Origin of the sequence: Gordonia sp. IEGM753 (assembly GCF_050321825.1) — a bacterium.
Classification (GTDB): Bacteria; Pseudomonadota; Gammaproteobacteria; order Pseudomonadales; family Pseudomonadaceae; genus Aquipseudomonas.
This window is the reverse complement of record NZ_JBNQGB010000001.1, coordinates 859,730-877,178: the sequence shown is the minus strand read 5'-3', so window position 1 is coordinate 877,178 and position 17,449 is coordinate 859,730. Positions and strand designations below refer to the sequence as shown.

The following is a 17,449-nucleotide window of genomic DNA, read 5'->3' as shown; positions in this document are numbered from 1 at the left end:
GCTACCCCGCCTTTTGTGTTGTTGATCAGCGCACCGCTGAGATCAATGTCGACGTTACTCTGCAGGCTCGACAGCGTGCCTTCCTGACTGTTATCGAGAGTGCCACCCGCCACGGACAATCCTTGCCAGCCGGAAACAAGTCCGCCCTGATTGTTCAGGCTTTCGGCAACAACGGTCATTCGCTCATTGCTGATGAGCTTGCCCTTGCGGTTGTCCAGGGTATGACCCGAAACATTGAGGCTACTGGTGCTGGCAATTACACCGTTCTGATTATCAAGGTTGCGCACATGACTGATGCTCAGCGCATCCTTGGAGTTGATCACGCCAAGCTGATTACTCAAGACTCCGTTGTTGAGGTCGAGGTTCAAAGCACTCTGGGCCAATAAACGCCCACCTTCATTGCTTAATTGGCCAATCTTGCCGGTGAAATTGCCGTCGCTGGAAATCATACCTTTCGAATTCAGCACTTGATCAGCCGTGATACTCAGTGCGCCACTGCTCAATACCCGTCCGTTATTGCGGTTGTCCAGCGTCATGGCCGAAACGTTGGCGCTTTGCCCGGTACTTAAAGTGCCACCTTGATTGTTTAGGGTCTGCGTGGCATTGACCGTCAGGCTACGACTGGCAACCACGGTTTTTCCGCTGTTGTTGATGTTCTGCGCGATCAGGCTGACATCACCGTGCGCATTGCGGCTTTCGTCGGCATTGACCCCGGCTTCGATAATGCCGCTATTGGTCAACTGACCACCTGCGCTCATGACGATGCTGTCGCGAGCCACGAAGGTGTGCTGGTTGGTCAGATCGCCTGCCGTTAGAACATTTATGGTGCTACCAGCACTTACCGTGCCCTGATTTTCCAGGCTCGCCGCTTTAAAATTTACGGCGCCAACCGCCGTGGCGCCCGCCAGATTCAAATGCCCGTTGACATCGATTTGAAGATCACCGCCACTGGCGGCGACGTTGCCCGCCAGCTTCACGCCGACCCCGGCCTCAGTGCCGACCAATTTGATAGCGCCGGCGTACATGCCGCCCAAAACTGAACTATCAATGGCAAATTGCGGCTTGACGCTGCCGTCATCGGCGCGGGCGGTGGTGTTGAGGGTGGTGGCATTGACGTTGTTACGGCCAGCGATGACGGTCAGTTTCCTGGCATGGATATCGGCATTGATTCTTGCGCTTCGGGTGATGATTTCGAAGCTGTCAACATTGCTCGCATCCAACCCGTCACCATCGATGGAAACACTGCCCTGATCGATTTGAAAGCGGTCCAGCCGCCCCGCGCCATCGAGCATCGGTTTGCCGGTTGTGAGCGTGACGCGTGGGGTATTGATAAAACCGCAACCGTTGCAACTGATGCCATACGGGTTGGCGACAATGACCCGCGCCGACTGCCCGGCCACTTCGGTGTAACCGCGCAGCTGGCTCGGGTTGCCGCCATTCACTTCGTTAAGGATGATTTGCGCCGAACCGCTGTTTTTCAGGTTCGGGTTGCCAATAATGATGCCGCCCAGTTGTGTGGCAGATGTCTGGGAGGCGCCATTGTTGAGGATCAGGCCTTGGGAATTAACGTTGTAATCAACAAACTGGTTGTGAGACAAGCCGCTGCCGTTCGGGGTGGCGATGTTGATGATCTGCACCCCGTTACCGGCGTGATCAAGTGTGGTGCCGGGGGCACTGACGACGATGCCATCGGCCTGGGCCCATAGCGGCTGCCAGAACATGACGTTAGCCAATAGAAACGCCACTCCGCGTTTGGGCATTCCCAAAAAATGCTCGCGGGCTTTCATCCGCGCAGAAGGCAGGTGCATGAGGAAGGTGTATTGGCGAACGTCCATGTAAAAAGTCTCGAAGTAGCGTAATTAAAGAAAAAAATCCACGCGAAAATAGATCGGCGCTTCGCGCTCGGTCACAGCGTTCGGACGTTCCAGAGAGTGGGCAAAGGTCAGCCTGACGCTCATATTTGGCCCCCTGGCCGACAACTCGAGTGCATTGCCTGACAGGCGACCATGTTGGGCGCCGTTGTAGCGGTCATTACGGATCACACCGACGTCGTAACCCAGGCCGGTGCTGTATTCGGTGAAAAATGGTCGCATCCAGTCCAGGGTTATCGGACGGGTCCAACTCACGTCATTGCGCCAGTAACCTCCGCTGTCGCCGGACAGTGACTGATCCTTATAGCCACGAATCGACGACAGCCCTCCGAGGCTGGTGCGTTGCGAACCGAAGAGCACGTCTTCACTGCGCTGGCCGGTCAGCATGTTGCCGAACAGGAACGACTCGCCCCACAGCTTGAACGGGTGCAGGTAACTGAGGGTGGCGGTGTATTTGCGATAGCGTGCGTCGGGCTCGCCCGGGCCAGGATGACCGTTATCCTGAGCGCCAAAAGCACCGATGCCCTGCTGCATGCCGAAGTCGAAGTTTGCGTAAGCGCCGCCAATCCGTCGGCCATGGTTGATACCCAGTTGCGCTTCGCTGATTCGGTTGCTGCTGAACTCAAGTTTGTTGTCTTCGATGTAGTTGTTGGTCGCCAACCATGAGTAACCCGAGGTGATAGAGGTTTTGCTTTGCGCGTCCCGGTGAATCACCCTTTGCGCATGTAGTTGGTGGTTTTCACTGTCGCCGGTTTGTTTGAAGTTGTAGCCATTGGCCGAGATCTGCGAGCGATAATCGGTACGGTTGTAGACGTAGCTGAAGTTCCACCAGCCCCACGGCAAGGTGTAATTGAGCAGCGCGCTGCCCGAGGTATGCTGGTGATCAGTCATCGCATCGTGCCCACCGCGCACCAGTAACTGATCGGCCAGACCCAGCGGGCTGTCCCAGTCAAGCGTGGTGCCCCACTGCTGTTCACCGGTGCTACGCTGGCCGGTATTACTGCGAGACACGCCAGCACGCCAAGGAGACTGCGGCGTATTTTTAACCAGGATTTCACTGCCGCCGACTGTCTTGCCGGGGGCCAGCTCCATCTGCGCCTGAATGGATGGCAAACGATTCAACTGATCGACCATTTGCTCGATCTCACGCAGGTTGACCAAGCTCCCGACGCCGCCCGGGTAAGCCATCGTCAGTTCACGCGCCGACAGCTTGCTGCCCGGCGCGCCTTTCAGACCTTCGAGTCGCCCTTCAACCACCAAAACCTTTAGGTGCCCGCCAGATAAATCCTGTTGTGGCAAGTACGCGCGGCTGGTGACCAGGCCTTGGTCGATGTACACATCAGTGATGACTTTCAGCAACTCATTGAGTTGAGCAACACCCAGACACTGGCCGATGTAAGGCCTGAGTAGGCTGTTTTCCTGGCGGACCGACAGGCTCTCGGCACCTTTGAGCTCGATATCTTTTATCGGGAAGCAACGGGTTTCGGTCGGGGTAGGAACCTGTGCAGGTTTGGCTTCTTTTCCCGGCAGCTCTTTAAGTTCTTGCAGACGCCTGCGTTGTTCGTCGAGCAAGCGATCCTGTCGTTCACGGATCAGGTCGGTTTCGCCGGGATTGGGAGCGGCATAAGCACATTTCAGCGGAGAAAAGCACAGCAACGCCAAGCACAACCTCGCCACAAGGGCGGGTGAGAACATGATCGATCCCTCGAAAATAAAGTGATATCAAAATAGTGGCACAGTATTAGGTTGCCCACTATCCCGGTGTCAATTAATGACGGCCTTCGAAAACATTAATTGACGATCAATCACTCGCGCAGTCGGCTGCTTCCGACGAGCCTGTGGGACGGTTCCGAGCTATTGTTGGAAAATTCTTCAGGGACTACACATTGCACTTCCGTGTGTAGTCCCTGCTTAAAACAGCGCTCTTAATTCAAGTATCATGCGGCCGGTTCAATAACGTCCGCCCCTTTGCATCGCCAAGGGAGTTTGTACAAGTCAGGGAGTGATAGATGCACAGAAATACGAAGTTCGGTGGCTGTGGGTTGATCGCTGCGGTGGTGCTGCTCAGCGGTTGTACTTCGCTGTTGCAGGGCAAGCAGTATGTTTTTCCCAAGGCCGGTGAGCCTTCCGCGACGGTTCGCATGAAGTATGAAAGTGGCACCAGCCTGGACGCGATCACGTTTAACGATTCGGGTTGTTACGCCGGCTATACGACATTGCCTGGCACCGACGAATACATCGAAGCTCCGGTAGTGGCGGGCAAAGAGTTGGTGCTGACGTACAAGCGTGTCCTCGCCGGAGCAGCGTGCCAGATACCCTTCTCTTTTACTCCGGAGGCGGGAGCGACCTACACCTTGCAGTCGGGTTCGTGGAGTGAGGCCGGTTCCGGCCTGTTGTCGATGTTTACCAGAGACCAGCATTACTGTGGCGTTGGACTGGTCAAGACTGTCGGGGACAAACAAAGCGTTGAGCGCATTCAACAACTGCGTATCAAGACTGCGTTTGCGTGCCTCACGTTCGTCAAGTAGCCGCGACAGAAAGTCGGCCCCCTCCGCAAACACGGGTGGCAGCGCAACGACTCCACCCGTGATCAGTAGCACCCTTGCACTCAGGTTTCACTTTGGCCAGAGATCAACTGGAAAGTACTTTCCCGAGATCTGCGCGTACTGGCCTGAATCATGTATTTGGTTCAGCGCCTGATCGATGCGTGCCTTGAGTGCGGTGTCGCTTTTACGCAGGCCCGCACCTACGCCCAGACCGTATTGCAACGGGTCCATTTTGACGCTGCCTGTGCCCTTCTCCTCGTACGCCAGGCCGTCGTCTGATTTCAGGAAGTCGATGTCCCCGACCTTGTCCAGGAACATGACGTCGATGCGTCCTGCCAGCAAGTCGGCGTTGCAGTCTTCTTGTGTGCCGTAGATACGGATGGTCGACTTGTTGCTGTAGGCGCTGCGGATAAATTCGGCGTTGGTGGTCGAGCCCTGTACACCGATGGATTTGCCGGCCAGGCCCTCTGGCGTCAGGGTCAGGTTGACGTTTTTGGGCGCCACGAAGATCCCGGTCGTTTCATAGTAAGGGCGCGAGAACGCAATGACTTTTTGACGATCCGGGCTGATGCCCATCGAGTTGAACAGCACATCGAATTTGTTGGCGAGCAGCGCCGGGATGATGCCGTCCCAGGCCACTTCCTTGATCTCACAATCGGCTTTCAATTGCTCGCAGACTGCGCGAATCAGGTCCGGCTCGAAGCCTGTGTATTGTCCGGTGGGCGTTTTGACCAGAAACGGCGGATAAGGCTCTGCGGCGACACCGAAGCGCAGTTTCTCCTGCGCTGCGCTCGCGGGTGCCGTAAAGGAACACAACGTCATGCTGATTGAGGCCAGCAAAGCGAAATTGCGGAGCATTCGTTTCATGGTCGATCCCTTTTTCTGGAGGAAGGTTGCACATAGAACGGTTGAATTGCGTAGGTTTACTGACTGATTTTCTACACCCCGGGCACCGGCAAAGGCAGCCATCCTTGCAGGGTTTGCCAGTCCGGTTCGAGCACAGCAAAACGTGACAACGAGAAGCTCGACAGGTCGGCGAAGCCGCACGTGCCGTCGACCACCAGATCACGAATAGCGTGGCCGCTGGCAGGCGAAAGTCCGAAACCGACACCGGACATAGTGGCGACGGTGACGTTGTCCAACCCGGCCGGGCGATCAATCACGGGCCGTCCGTCCGGGGTGTTTTCAATGAACCCTGCCCAACTGCGAATCACCCGTTTGTGCGCGACCTTGGGGAAGAGTTCGGCGAGGCGCCTGGCGATGTTGCATTGCAAAGGCGTGGATTGCGCGCGTGTATCGCGTACATCGTCGAGGTCGACCCATTCATGCGGACCGCCGCCATACGCCAGGTTGCCGCGCAGCGTCTGGCGGCCATACAAGCCATTGCCATCGACACCGCCGACGTCCATCAACGGCAGGGGTTCGGTGACGATCATCTCGGCGCGCGCGGTGACCAGCGGAATGTGCACGCCGATCTGGGCCGCCAATTCACCAGTATGCGGGCCAGCGGCAATCACCAGGTGGTCGCACGTTATCAAGCCTTGTGCGGTACGCACGCCCGTCGCCCGGTCGCCTTGGCGCTCGATGTGCAGCACGGGCGTGTGTTCCAGTACGCGCCCCCCGAGATTTTGCAAGGCCCAGGCATACGCTTGCAAAGTGCGGTGCGGATTGGCGTGGCCGCCGAAATGGTAGTAGTAGCCCGCCAGCACGTTGTCGCCGGCAAAGGGTACGAGCTCACGAACCTGTTGTGGGTCCAGCAGGTCGGCACGCAGGCCGTAATACTTGGCTTCTTCGACCACTTTTTTATCGAGTGACAGCTGATGTTCGTCCAGATCGATGCTGATGCGATCCGGCCGATATTCGGTTGGATAGCCCAGCAGCTCATCCATCATCGGCCACAGCCGCTGTTCTTCCAGGAACAGTGGGCTGTGGTGATGTGAACAGCCGCCGCCGTTACGCCCCGAGGCGCCCCAACCGATCAGGCCTGCGTCGAGCACCAGCACGTCGATGCCTTCGCGGGCCAGCCACCAGGCGGCGCTCAACCCGGTTACGCCGCCACCGACGACGACAACGGAGGCACTGGTGGACGATTTAGTAACTGCCTGCATGGTGTCAGCCCTCGTTCTGCGACGGGTTAATGGAACGGACCGTGCCTTGTGCGCGCCTGGCGACCGTTTGCTCACCGGCGTACAGCCAGAACGGCGTCCATTGCGACGGCATGTCGAACCAGGCATCCCATCGACTGCGCATCTGCGGTGTTTCCTCGACCTGGCCGATCTGTTGCAGTGACAGCGGGCGTACCGGTGGACGAAACGAGGCCAGCGCAATGTCTTCGACGCGCACGCCGGCACCGATGCCAAGCAAGGTTGCCACCTGTTCACGGCAGCGACGGCCCTGGCATGGGCCCATGCAGGCCCGGGTTAAACGCTTGGTCACGTCCGGGTTGGGTTGCGCTGACGTCATTGCGCGCTGCGACGCAGCGTCGGAGGGCGTCCAGTCCAGATAGCGCGGTGGTTGTTGGGTCAGAATTTCAGCTGCAGTGACCTCTTCACACAGGCAAACGAAGGGTTGGTTCTGCGCATGCAAGGTGCAGGCACGGACCCATGCCGTGCGATTGCCGGCAACGTCGTGGGCAAATGCATCGGGCAGCGGCGCCGCGTCGGCGTCAGCGATATCAACCCCTAGCGCAGCGAGCGCGGTGTGCGCAGCGAGCCGACCTTCGCGGCGGCAAATGTCTTCATCCAGGCTTTTCGAGGCCCAGACGCCCGCGCAGTCGCCCGCCACCAGAACGCTCGGCAACGAGGTACGCAATGAAGTGTCGGTGTCCGGAACATGGCCGCCCCGGTCCGCCTGAAATGAAGTGCGGCACCCGGCAGCGTCGATCAGCTCAATGGCGGGAATGGCCGCCACGCCAAGCAGCACGGTGTCGCACTCGATTTCGTTGAAGACACCGCTGACCGGATGACCCATTGCGTCTACCGCGACCGCGCGGATGCGTTTGACGCCGAACGCATCCCCGACGGCCTCGCGCACCCCATGCCCGGTCAACACCTGGGCACCTTGCCCAACCAGCAACGCCAGCAGCGCCGGGTCGCCCACCACGTGAGCGGCCTGTTCAATGATGGCAACGATGTGCACGCCCTGACTGATCAGTGCATGGGCCGACGCCAGTGCCTGGGTATCGCTGCCGACCAGCACCGCGCGTTTGCAGTCCAGCGCCTGGTACACCGTCGCCAGCCGATGGGCAGCGCTGACCCCCATGACACCCGGATGATGCCAGCCGTCAAAAGCCAGCCCCATGTCGCGCCGACCCGCCGCGACGATCACTTGCTTGAAACGCAGCAGCGAGGCGTTTTCTTCATCGGCGAGACCCGCAACGGCACCGTCGATCCATGCCGTGGTGGGTTGTTGAGGAAACAATCCCCAGACCGCCGTACCGAGTCGCACATCGACACCCGCCTCCAGCGCGTCGGCGATTTGCGGACGTGCGTCGAGCAGCGCTTGCAGTACGCTGTTGCGGTTCGATACCGCTGCGCTCATTCGTCCGCCGAAATGCAGCGGTACCTCTTCGCCCATGGTTTCGATGGGCAGCGGATTTTCATCCACCAAGGTCACGCTCAAGCCATGCCCGGCAGCAGCCAATGCTGCGGCAAGACCCGCGGGGCCGGCTCCGATGATCAGGATGTCGGTTTCGTCGCTGATCGTCGGGGCTTTGCCGGCCACCGACGCAGGGTCGTAATAGAGGTTGGTTGCGAGCGGTCGTTCCACCGTGTTTCCCCCGGAAAATAGACGCGTGAGCGTTGAAGTTCGGCTATCGACTAGAACAGCGAAGAAGGTGGTTTGACGTCGCCCTCGGCGAATCGCGACAGCCGTAGCTGATGCATGTCCAACCCCGGATTGCCGGTGTGAATCCAGTCAGCCAGGGTTTTGCCGACGATGGGACCCATCGCAAAACCGTGGCCGCAGAACCCGGTGGCGACTGCCAGGCCACGCGGCGAGGTTTGCGCGTCGATCACCGGTATGCCGTCCGGCAACACATCAATACCGCCCGCCCAGCGGTCGACGATTTGCGTGTCGGCCTGGTCGGGGAATGCAGCTTTGAGTCCGCGCATTGCCGTACCCAGGCCCTTCTCGTTTGGCGGGATCAGCGGATTGCGTTGGTGAATGCCCGTGCCCAGCCGTGACGATTCCGACCACGGCATGCGCTGGTGCAAGTCCGTCAGACAGGCGCCGTTCAGGTTGAAGCGAAACGATTTACGGTGCGCCCACAGCGAAGGCGCATACCAATGCAGTGCGCGCAAATGGCCTAGCGTCATGTCGACGTCGACATGGGCGTCGTCGGCAATATTGAAACTGCCGTCCAGCCGCTGCCGGAAGCCCACACCATTGGCGATGGTCGAGATACCGCTCAGTGTCGGCCCGCACGTGGTGCGCGCCACTGTGCCCCTTACCAGTTGTTGCGGCAGCTCAATGCCAAGCATTTTAAGCAGGCGAAAAGTGGTGACGCCGGCCGCACAGATGACGGTTTTTGCCTTGACGTAACCACGCTCCGTCTCAACGCCCACGACTTGGCCGGCAGCGACATCGATGCCCTTGGCCCCACAGTGTTCAACGATGTGCGCACCCAGTTCGCGCGCCCGCATGGCGAAGGCGCGAGCCACTAGCGTTGGCTCGGCCTGACCGTCACTGGCCGTGAACAAGCCACCGAGTTGCGGGATGGCGTAACCGGGCAGTTTTTTGGCCACTTCACGCGGTGAAAGCATGACCGTATCGACCGAAAAACTGCGCGCTACCGTCAGCCACGATTCGTACCCGTCACGCTCGGCTTCGTTGCCGGCGACGAAAAGACAACCGTCGTTGCGCCAGCCCAGATCGGTTTGTAGTTCGTGCTCCAGCGAGCGCCAGATGTCGATGCTAGCCTGCATCAGGGGCACTTCGGCTTCATCACGCGATTGCTGGCGCACAAAACCCCATGCGCGTGACGACTGCTGCCCCGCCAGGATGCTTTTTTCGAGGACAAGAACCTTGGCGCCTGCTTTGCTAAGGTAATACGCGGCCGCGCACCCCATCAGGCCGCCACCGATGATGACCACGTCGACTTCACGCGGCAGCGCTTGATCCCGGGATGCCGACACACTGGCAAATGCCGCTTCTGGAGAATTCATAAGAGCACCGTCAGGTTGAGAATGACGCGTAGCGCAGCGTCGGGGTTTCAGCTAAGAATGTGCCTCGACCCTTCGAAATAACAGTGATGTATCTGCATTAATCCCATGTGAGGAGCGCATAGAACAATGAGCAGACAACTGCCATCCATCGAGCTGCTGCAGGCATTCCTGACGGTTGCGAAAACCGGGAACTTCGGCAAGGCCGCAGAGCTGCTCAACCTCAGCCAGAGCGCTGTCAGCCGGCAAGTTGCGCAGTTGGAGTCGCGGGTGGAAAGCCGCCTGTTCGAGCGTCACACACGCAAAATCGTGCTCACCGCCGAGGGCCATTCGCTGGTGCCGGTCGCGGAGCAGGTGATCGGGCTGTTGTCGGATGCATCGCACATGCTTGCGAGCGCAGGCCGAAGCGTCAGCCTGCGAGCGCACCCGACCATGGCGGCGCGCTGGCTGATACCAAGGCTCACGGCGTTTTACCGGGTGCACCCAAAGGTGTCGGTCAGCGTCGACACGGTGTATCACCGCTTTCCGGATTTTGCGTTCGAATCGGTCGACGCGATGATTGCCTACGGCACGGCCACATGGCCCGACTTCGAAGCTTTGGAGTTGTGGGAAGAAGAGCTGATACCGGTGTGCTCGCCGGCATTGCTGGAAGCAACAACGCCAGAAGAATTACTCAAGAGCGCACGGCTGGTGGACGCCAGTATGGATCGCCTCGATTGGCGCCGTTGGGACGAGTATTACCCCGGCTCGACGGGGCCCGACAACCCACACCTGACGTTCGATACGCTGGAATCGGCGATTGTCGCGGTGAAATGTGGCCAGGGCATCGCGCTGGTCGACGCTGTGCTCACGCAGGACGAATTACTCACCGGGCAACTGAGACGAGTGCACACCGGCAGCATCATCACCGGCGGCCGCTACACGCTGGTTTACCCAAAGCGAGTGAAGCGTTCAAGCGGCTTCTGCGAGTTTCTCGAATGGCTGGAGCAGTCCCTTGCCGCTGCCGCCGTGGAGCCCGGTCGAGTGGGCTCGCACTAGCGAAAGTTTAGCCAGTTGGGCACGCTGGACATCATCGCGACACAGCTCGCGTAGTGCCTGCAAGCCCTGGCGCTGGCGGATTCCGGCGGCACCGAGACCTGCACGATGAACACCAGCAAAAACACGATCAGTAAAGGAATGTAATAGGCAAAAAGGCTTTTTATTTTCATTATTGATGCTCTCATGACCTGCTTGCGGAACTGCGCCACAGCCACGCCACCCTAAGGCGGCTGCGCCCTTTCCAACAGCGGCCTCGAGTGACCATTACCTGTCACTCGAAGCCGCCTCGTAACTGTCAGCGCTCATCCACCGTTACGAATTCTCGGCGCTCTGCCATGAACGCCGGCACCTGATCTTCGTCGGTAAAAAACTGTTCGTACCACTCACGCAGTTGGTAAACCGGCCCGTCGGTTTCGGCCAGCACCGGTTTGTCGATGCGGATTTTGTGCTTCCAGATCACCACGTCCTGGTAGAACGAATCCCGGTTACCTTGAACGTAGGCCTTGGCAACTTCCAGGTTCTGCTCTTCGGTCCAGCCCGGCACACGCTTGACCATGCAGCCAAAGCGCAGGTCGAAGCTGTTCGGTGATACCGGCACATGACTGTTAAGCAAAATGGCGTGAATTCGTGCATCCCCGAACATCGAGCTGATATGCGTGAAGTGGGTGGCCGGGCCGTAGTAGGCCGAGGGCGCAATCAGGTCGCCGCCCAAACGTTCGGAGTCACCGTGAAAAATCTGGTGACCGATGTGCCCTTCGAAAACGTTGGCAAAGTACTTGGTCGGCGTACCGTGCACTGGCCCGAAGTGCTGGGCATCCACCAGGTTATCGACCAACTCCCGTGGGTTGGTTTCGATCAGCATGGTGTCGATGTTCCAGTCATGAACCCAGTCCGGATCATCCATCTCGGGGAGGTGCGGAATGATGACGCCCTCTTTCGGCGGACGGCCCTCGGGATTATTCCAGACGAACAGCAGGTTGTTTTCCTCGCACGTCAACCAGCTGCGGGTTTTGGCCTTGGGCGGGATACGTTTGCAGTAGGGGATCTCTACGCATTTACCGCCGGTGTCGTACTTCCAGTGATGGAACGGGCACACCAGCCTGTCGTTTTCGATGGTGCCCTGTGACAGGTCCGCGCCCATGTGCGGGCAATAGGCGTCCAGGATGCTGATGACGCCCTGGCTATCCGCAAATGCCACCAGGCGCGTGCCGAAGATTTCCAGGGTATGAGGCTTGCCATCGCGGTAGTCGTTTGCATTACCGAGACAGTGCCAGCCGCGTGCATATCGGTGGGTACGCTGGGCGTTCTCGATGTTGATTTCAGCGAGTTTCGTCATTGTTATTGTTCCTCGATTGCAGACTTCGGGGCGAACAATGCCCCCAAGAAATACAGAGTGATCCCATGGCGAACATGATTAAGCAGGCGCGCAAGAAGATCATCCTTCAGTTGGACTAGATCAAATGCGACCTGCTCTCAACGGGCGTCCTGCTACTGCGTTATTGGCCGAAGCGGCGAGCAGCCTCGGGGCCGAAGTCGCGGGGGCTGAAACCCGGTTTGTTCAACAGATAACCGTTGCGTTGCTCATTGATCAGGTTGAACGCCAGGTAGCTGCCAGCATTGAGGTCGTAGTACAAACCGACTCCCGCTTGCGGCCTCTGGCTTTCGTAGGCGTAGAAGTAGTTGACCATCGAGGTGCGCCACAACTCGCCACGGTTGTCGTAGTTGTCTGCAAGCATCGGGAACCAGGTGTCTTCGTCGATGTACAACTTGCGCTTGCCATAGAGGTGGCGGTAGCCCGGTTTAAGGGTGCCTTCGAGTTCCCACACCCGATGACGCTCGTAGCGCATGGCATCCGGATTGATGTGGCCGGGCGTCAGCAGGTCGGCGTACTTGAGGTTCGCTGCGTGCAGGCGATAGGTATCGTAGGGAATGAACATCTCGCGCTTGCCGACAATCTTCCAGTCGTAGCGTTGCCCTGAACCGTTGAACAGGCGCACCTCATCGACGGTGATCGAACCGCCGCTGCCAGGGAACGACATGTCGAAGCCATATCCTGGTGACTGACGCACACGCCGGGTACCCGGATCGTAACGCCAGGCCTGACGCGGTTCGGTCTTGTCGTTCCAGAACTCGGTGCCGGTATTGATCTCGCCCTTGTCGCGCTGCGGCAACAAGGTTTCGTTCAGGTAGAACGACGAGTTGCCGGTGGTTTCCCCGACTTTGCCCGGTTCCAGCGCCGGTGCAAGGTTGCGCGAATGCACGCGGCCCCAATTGATATTGCCGTCCTTGAGCACATAGGCGTTGTCAGAGGTGTACTCCTCGGTCCAGGCCCGCAGGGTAAACGTCGAAGCGTTCTTTAACAGTTCCAAGCCGCTGCGCGGGATAGGAAAAGGTGTGCCGCCGGTTTTTCCGACCACGCCTTCGCCATCATCCACAAGCCGCGCTACGCTGGCATTCTCGCGAGTGGCCTGGCAGACCGCGTCGTTGAAACGAAAATCACGGTGTGAGGGATAGACCGGCATTTTGTAAGTGGTCGGGTAGAGTTTGAACAGGGCTTTTTGACCGTCGGACAGGTAGTCGCTGTACTGTGCGATGTTCTGCGCGGTAATCACGAACAGCGGTTTTTCGTCCGGGTATGGGTCCACCGGATGATTGCCTGTGCCCTTGAAGTCGACATGGGGCGGGGCACCCAGCCATTTGCCACTGAACGCCGGGATGCTGCCGTCCGCGTTACCGGCCTTTTCCGCGCCTACGCATGTCAAGTCCGTGCCCAGGCGTGCAACGTCTTCCGGTGCGGCATTGACGGTGCCGATAGCACAACACCCCAACAACAAAGTCATCGCCCACCCAGGGGACTGATTACTGCCGGTCATTTTTATTCTCCTTATTAAGATTCGACAACGGTTGCCCAGTATCGACAGCCCACGAACCCGGCAGCATCGTCCGCACGGACTAACGCATTTTGGCGCAAACCGGCATCACAACGCGGTGGCCGCGGGCTGCCGTGCCCCCAAAGCCACCACACTGTTGAGCATGATCCGCACCAGTTCGGTCTGGCGCCGCACACCCGTCTTGGAAAAAATCGAGCGCAGGTGCGCACGCGCGGTATTACGGCGGATATTCAATAACTCTGAGGCTTCCTCCAGTGACAGCCCGTTAGCCAGTTCCAGGGCGAGCGCGGTTTCCGCAGGGGTCAGGTTGTACAGTTGCGACGTCAGTACAGTGCTGACCAGGGACTTGCCCACGGCATCACGCACATACACCACCACTGTCGGTTTGCCGTTACCTTCGAGCAGTTCCTGGGACGGTATCAACTCCACCACCACACCCAGGCTAACCAGCCCCGAGGGGCGGGAAATAGAAGTAGCCTCTGCCACCTGAATGGCTTTCCCGGGCCTGTGCCTGGCGCGTTCAAAGGCATTGCGCACCAGCCGCGCCAACTCCCGATTGTCACTGGGATAGGTCGCTTCCAACCGACCGCCTACCACTTTGAGGCCGTCTTGGCTGTCGAGTATTTCCCGCGCCACGGGATTGAGTTGCACCACGCTGCCGTGTTCATCCAGGACAATGGTTCCCACCGCCAGACGGCTGATCGTCTGCGAATACAGAGTGCCCAGCGACTCACTGCGATCAAGCAGCGAATACATGTGCAAGGCCCGTCGCAAATGCGGCAACAACATGCCGCACATCGCGCGCTCGGCCTCCGTGAAACGCGGATGCCCTTGAGGTCGATTGATACGTAAACGCACCGTGCCGCCATCCGGCATCCGGATATCCGCACCGAGCATGTGATAGCAGTCGTAAGGTTGGCAAAACAGCAGGTAAAACGCCGAGCTGGACCATTCGGCGTCGCTCATCAGCTCATCGACCGTGAACACCTTGTCGGTCGGCAAGTCGTCGAACAGGGTGGATTTGGAGTAGTACGCGTAATGGTTGATACCGCCCTCCCCCAGTTCTATATCACCGGCAACCACCATCGGTGACAGCAGCGGTTCATCCTGGACCCGCAGTATCAACGTCACAAAATTGGCCTGGAACAGCGCTCGCAATTCGCGCAGCGAGTCACTCAAACAACGGGTATCCATCGCCGAATCGTAGATGTTGCCAATGATCCGTTCGTACTCGGCCAACTCCAGGTGCATGTGCGCCAGGACCTGAGCATTAGGCAGACAACTTTGCATAACCATCCCCCAAGCAGAAGGCCCCGTGTTTGGGGCCTTCATGGATTCAATCGATAGTTCGCCAGCCGTTTACGGCAATTCGAACAGTCCGGCAGCGCCCATGCCACCGCCAATGCACATGGCAATTACCACATAGCGCACACCGCGTCGCCGCCCTTCGAGCAACGCGTGGCCGACCATGCGTGCACCGGACATACCGAACGGGTGACCGATGGATATCGCGCCACCATTGACGTTCAAGCGCTCGGCCGGGATTTGCAGCGCATCGCGGCAATGCAACACCTGGCAGGCAAACGCCTCGTTGATCTCCCACAATCCGATGTCCGCCACGCTCAGGCCAAAGCGCTTGAGCAGCTTTGGAATGGCGATCACCGGGCCGATGCCCATTTCTTCCGGCGCACAGCCACCCACCGCAATGCCACGGTAGATACCCAGCGGGGTCAGTCCACGGCGCTTGGCCTCGGCACGGCTCATCAACAAACTCGCCGAGGCACCGTCGGAGAACTGCGAGGCGTTGCCGGCGGTGACAAACTCGCCCTGCTCGACCCACTTGCCGTCTTTCCATACCGGCTTCAAAGCCGCCAGGTCTTCCAGACGAGTGTTGGGCCGGTTGCATTCGTCACGCGTAACCTGCACGTGTTCGTGGCCATTGGGTTGGCCATCGGCGGCGAACATCAGTTTGTTCACACCCAGGGCGACGATTTCTTCGTCGAACAGGCCGTCTCGTTGCGCATTGGCCGTGCGTAACTGGCTTTGCAGCGAATAGTCATCTTGGGCTGCACGACTGATGCCGTAGCGACGAGACACGATTTCGGCCGTTTCGATCATGGGGATGTAGGCGCTGGGCATCACGTGCAATACCGCTTCAGACTGGGCGCGATAGCTGTTCTTGTGCTTGGTCTGGGTCAGCGATAGAGACTCCACGCCACCGCCGATGGCGATGCTCATCTCACCCGTCATGATGCCTTTTGCGGCCACGCCGATGCTCATCAGGCCCGAGGCACACATGCGGTCCAACACCATGCCCGGCACGCTGTCCGGCAAACCGCCGGTATAGGCACAAAGCCTGCCGATGTTGTAGGCCTGAGTACCTTGCTGAACAGCCGCGCCCATGATCACATCCTCCACGGCACTCGGTTCGATACCCGCGCGCTCGACCACCGCCCGCACCACGTGGCCGCCAAGCACCGGGGCTTCGGTGTCGTTGAACGAGCCGCGAAACGACTTCGCCAGCGCAGTACGAGCGGTGGCGACGATGACTACTTCATTCAGGTCCATTAAAAGCTCACTCGAAAATTGGGTTGAAGGTGTAGCGGCTGATGGTGTCAACCACGCAACCGGGGCGCTCCTGGCCCTCGACTTCCACGCTGATGCGCACCACCAGTTGAACCGCGTCAACCAGTTGCTCGGCGCGCAGGATCTGGCCCCTGCCGCGCACCCGCGAATCGACCTTGACCGGTGCAGGGAACCGCGCGCGATCACTGCCGTAGTTGACGCCCATGGCCATGTTTTCGACCGTCATCAACTGCGGCATGAACAGGTTGGCCAACGACTGAGTCAGGTAGCCATGGGCGATGCAGACACCGAACGGGCCACTGGCGGCGCGTACCGGGTCGACATGAATCCACTGGTGATCACCTGTGGCTTGAGCGAACAGATCGATACGTTGCTGGTCGATGGTCAGCCATTCGGTATGGCCCAGGTCCAGGCCTTCGGCCGCGAGCAACGCCTTGGCGCTGCCAAAAACATGACTCATGAACGCATCCTCATGCTTGTTGCGAACTGACGGACAGCACTTCACCGACCATGTAGGAGGCATAGTCGCTGGCAAGGAACATCATCACATTGGCCACTTCCCAGACTTCGGCGGCGCGGCCAAACGCCTCGCGACCTGCAAGGCTGGCGAGTAGTTCTTCGCTGGAGGCCTTTTTCAGGAAATCGTGCAGGGCAATCGATGGCGAAACCGCATTGATGCGCACACCAAACTCGGCAGCTTCCAAGGCGCTGCAGCGTGTCAGTGCCATCACGCCTGCTTTAGCGGCGGCATAATGCGCCTGCTCCTTTTGCGCTCGCCAACCGAGCACCGAGGCGTTATTGACGATGGCCCCTGCGCCGCGACGCTGCATGTGCGGCAACATTGCCCGGGTCATGCGGAACGTGCCGGTCAAGGTCACATCCAGCACGCGCAACCACTCTTCGTCGCTCATGTCGACCACGCGTTTTTGGCCGCCCAGGCCCGCGTTGTTGATCAGCACATCGACGCCGCCCAACTGCCCTTCGGCAGCAGCCACAAGGGCCTGAACTTCCTCTTCAACGGTCACATTGCACAACTGGCCATAAATGGCCTGCAGACCGGTATCGGCTTTGAGGCGCTCGACCGCATCCTCGAGACGTCGCGCATGCACGTCGGAAATCATCAGCGCCCGGCATCCTTCCTCGGCACAGCGCTGGGCCGCCGAGTAACCGATACCAGCACCTGCGGCAGCCGTAATCAATACCGACTTGCCGGCCAGCAGTTGATGGCCTGGAACATAAGGGGGAGCTTGTTTCACAGCGTCTACCTCCGAAGAAATCAATACGCTGTAGTTGTACGGAGAGGGTCATGCTGGCACATCGTCAAAATGGGGTAGAAACCCAATCGCTCCTACAAG

14 protein-coding genes and 1 pseudogene are annotated in these 17,449 nt (G+C 59.1%); 2 read left to right on the top strand and 13 right to left on the bottom strand.

Going from position 1 to position 17,449, the window contains the following annotated elements; genetic code table 11:
* Positions 1-5: 5 nt before the first annotated feature.
* Together ACQR3R_RS04020 and ACQR3R_RS04015 are read right to left on the bottom strand one after the other, a co-directional pair.
* Positions 6-1,721, bottom strand: a pseudogene (locus ACQR3R_RS04020) (filamentous hemagglutinin N-terminal domain-containing protein); the annotation flags it as partial.
* Positions 1,722-1,859: 138 nt separating this feature from the next.
* Positions 1,860-3,566 (bottom strand): ShlB/FhaC/HecB family hemolysin secretion/activation protein, encoded by a 1,707-nt coding sequence (locus tag ACQR3R_RS04015; RefSeq protein ID WP_428270716.1) that lies wholly within the window; start codon positions 3,564-3,566, stop codon positions 1,860-1,862.
* Positions 3,567-3,880: 314 nt separating this feature from the next.
* On the opposite strand from ACQR3R_RS04015, the gene ACQR3R_RS04010 reads away from it, so the two are divergent.
* On the top strand, positions 3,881-4,399 hold the full coding sequence (locus ACQR3R_RS04010; RefSeq protein ID WP_428270715.1) for a hypothetical protein: 519 nt from the start codon (positions 3,881-3,883) through the stop codon (positions 4,397-4,399).
* 87 nt (positions 4,400-4,486) lie between these two features.
* Here the strand turns inward: ACQR3R_RS04010 and ACQR3R_RS04005 are convergent, their stop codons facing one another.
* From ACQR3R_RS04005 to ACQR3R_RS03990, 4 genes are all read right to left on the bottom strand, one after another.
* Complete coding sequence (locus tag ACQR3R_RS04005) at positions 4,487-5,284, bottom strand: transporter substrate-binding domain-containing protein (protein ID WP_428270714.1); 798 nt, start codon at positions 5,282-5,284, stop codon at positions 4,487-4,489.
* Positions 5,285-5,355: 71 nt separating this feature from the next.
* Entirely contained in the window at positions 5,356-6,525 is a 1,170-nt protein-coding gene (locus ACQR3R_RS04000) for an FAD-dependent oxidoreductase (RefSeq protein ID WP_428270713.1), read from the bottom strand.
* A 4-nt stretch (positions 6,526-6,529) separates the two neighbouring features.
* Positions 6,530-8,185, bottom strand: coding sequence for an FAD-dependent oxidoreductase (locus ACQR3R_RS03995; RefSeq protein WP_428270712.1), 1,656 nt, complete (start codon positions 8,183-8,185; stop codon positions 6,530-6,532).
* Between the two features lie 50 nt (positions 8,186-8,235).
* A complete protein-coding gene (locus ACQR3R_RS03990; protein ID WP_428270711.1) occupies positions 8,236-9,582 on the bottom strand; it encodes an FAD-dependent oxidoreductase in 1,347 nt (448 codons plus the stop codon).
* A gap of 126 nt (positions 9,583-9,708) precedes the next feature.
* Between ACQR3R_RS03990 and ACQR3R_RS03985 the strand changes: the two genes are divergently transcribed.
* Positions 9,709-10,617: a LysR substrate-binding domain-containing protein gene (locus ACQR3R_RS03985; RefSeq protein WP_428270710.1), complete on the top strand. Its 909-nt coding sequence runs from the start codon at positions 9,709-9,711 to the stop codon at positions 10,615-10,617.
* On the opposite strand, the gene ACQR3R_RS03980 is transcribed toward ACQR3R_RS03985, so the two are convergent.
* From ACQR3R_RS03980 to ACQR3R_RS03950, 7 genes are all read right to left on the bottom strand, one after another.
* Positions 10,614-10,787: a hypothetical protein gene (locus ACQR3R_RS03980; protein ID WP_428270709.1), complete on the bottom strand. Its 174-nt coding sequence runs from the start codon at positions 10,785-10,787 to the stop codon at positions 10,614-10,616. The genes ACQR3R_RS03985 and ACQR3R_RS03980 overlap by 4 nt on opposite strands.
* A 125-nt stretch (positions 10,788-10,912) precedes the next feature.
* Positions 10,913-11,953 carry a Rieske 2Fe-2S domain-containing protein gene (locus tag ACQR3R_RS03975; protein ID WP_428270708.1) on the bottom strand — a complete coding sequence of 347 codons (1,041 nt, stop codon included), beginning with the start codon at positions 11,951-11,953 and terminating at the stop codon, positions 10,913-10,915.
* A gap of 160 nt (positions 11,954-12,113) precedes the next feature.
* Positions 12,114-13,490 (bottom strand): DUF1329 domain-containing protein, encoded by a 1,377-nt coding sequence (locus ACQR3R_RS03970; RefSeq protein WP_428270707.1) that lies wholly within the window; start codon positions 13,488-13,490, stop codon positions 12,114-12,116.
* 105 nt (positions 13,491-13,595) lie between these two features.
* Complete coding sequence (locus tag ACQR3R_RS03965) at positions 13,596-14,798, bottom strand: LuxR C-terminal-related transcriptional regulator (protein ID WP_428270706.1); 1,203 nt, start codon at positions 14,796-14,798, stop codon at positions 13,596-13,598.
* 69 nt (positions 14,799-14,867) lie between these two features.
* Positions 14,868-16,070, bottom strand: coding sequence for an acetyl-CoA C-acyltransferase (locus ACQR3R_RS03960; RefSeq protein ID WP_428272591.1), 1,203 nt, complete (start codon positions 16,068-16,070; stop codon positions 14,868-14,870).
* A 13-nt stretch (positions 16,071-16,083) separates the two neighbouring features.
* Positions 16,084-16,554, bottom strand: coding sequence for a MaoC/PaaZ C-terminal domain-containing protein (locus tag ACQR3R_RS03955; RefSeq protein WP_428270705.1), 471 nt, complete (start codon positions 16,552-16,554; stop codon positions 16,084-16,086).
* Between the two features lie 10 nt (positions 16,555-16,564).
* Complete coding sequence (locus tag ACQR3R_RS03950; protein WP_428270704.1) at positions 16,565-17,350, bottom strand: SDR family oxidoreductase; 786 nt, start codon at positions 17,348-17,350, stop codon at positions 16,565-16,567.
* Between the last annotated feature and the right edge of the window lie 99 nt (positions 17,351-17,449).

Bases quoted from the DNA above. Each gene is read 5' to 3' on its own strand.
- ACQR3R_RS04015 (WP_428270716.1), bottom strand. From the start codon at position 3,566: ATGTTCTCACCCGCCCTTGTGGCGAGGTTGTGCTTGGCGTTGCTGTGC.
- ACQR3R_RS04010 (WP_428270715.1), top strand. From the start codon at position 3,881: ATGCACAGAAATACGAAGTTCGGTGGCTGTGGGTTGATCGCTGCGGTG.
- ACQR3R_RS04005 (WP_428270714.1), bottom strand. From the start codon at position 5,284: ATGAAACGAATGCTCCGCAATTTCGCTTTGCTGGCCTCAATCAGCATG.
- ACQR3R_RS04000 (WP_428270713.1), bottom strand. From the start codon at position 6,525: ATGCAGGCAGTTACTAAATCGTCCACCAGTGCCTCCGTTGTCGTCGTC.
- ACQR3R_RS03990 (WP_428270711.1), bottom strand. From the start codon at position 9,582: ATGAATTCTCCAGAAGCGGCATTTGCCAGTGTGTCGGCATCCCGGGAT.
- ACQR3R_RS03985 (WP_428270710.1), top strand. From the start codon at position 9,709: ATGAGCAGACAACTGCCATCCATCGAGCTGCTGCAGGCATTCCTGACG.
- ACQR3R_RS03980 (WP_428270709.1), bottom strand. From the start codon at position 10,787: ATGAAAATAAAAAGCCTTTTTGCCTATTACATTCCTTTACTGATCGTG.
- ACQR3R_RS03975 (WP_428270708.1), bottom strand. From the start codon at position 11,953: ATGACGAAACTCGCTGAAATCAACATCGAGAACGCCCAGCGTACCCAC.
- ACQR3R_RS03970 (WP_428270707.1), bottom strand. From the start codon at position 13,490: ATGACCGGCAGTAATCAGTCCCCTGGGTGGGCGATGACTTTGTTGTTG.
- ACQR3R_RS03965 (WP_428270706.1), bottom strand. From the start codon at position 14,798: ATGCAAAGTTGTCTGCCTAATGCTCAGGTCCTGGCGCACATGCACCTG.
- ACQR3R_RS03955 (WP_428270705.1), bottom strand. From the start codon at position 16,554: ATGAGTCATGTTTTTGGCAGCGCCAAGGCGTTGCTCGCGGCCGAAGGC.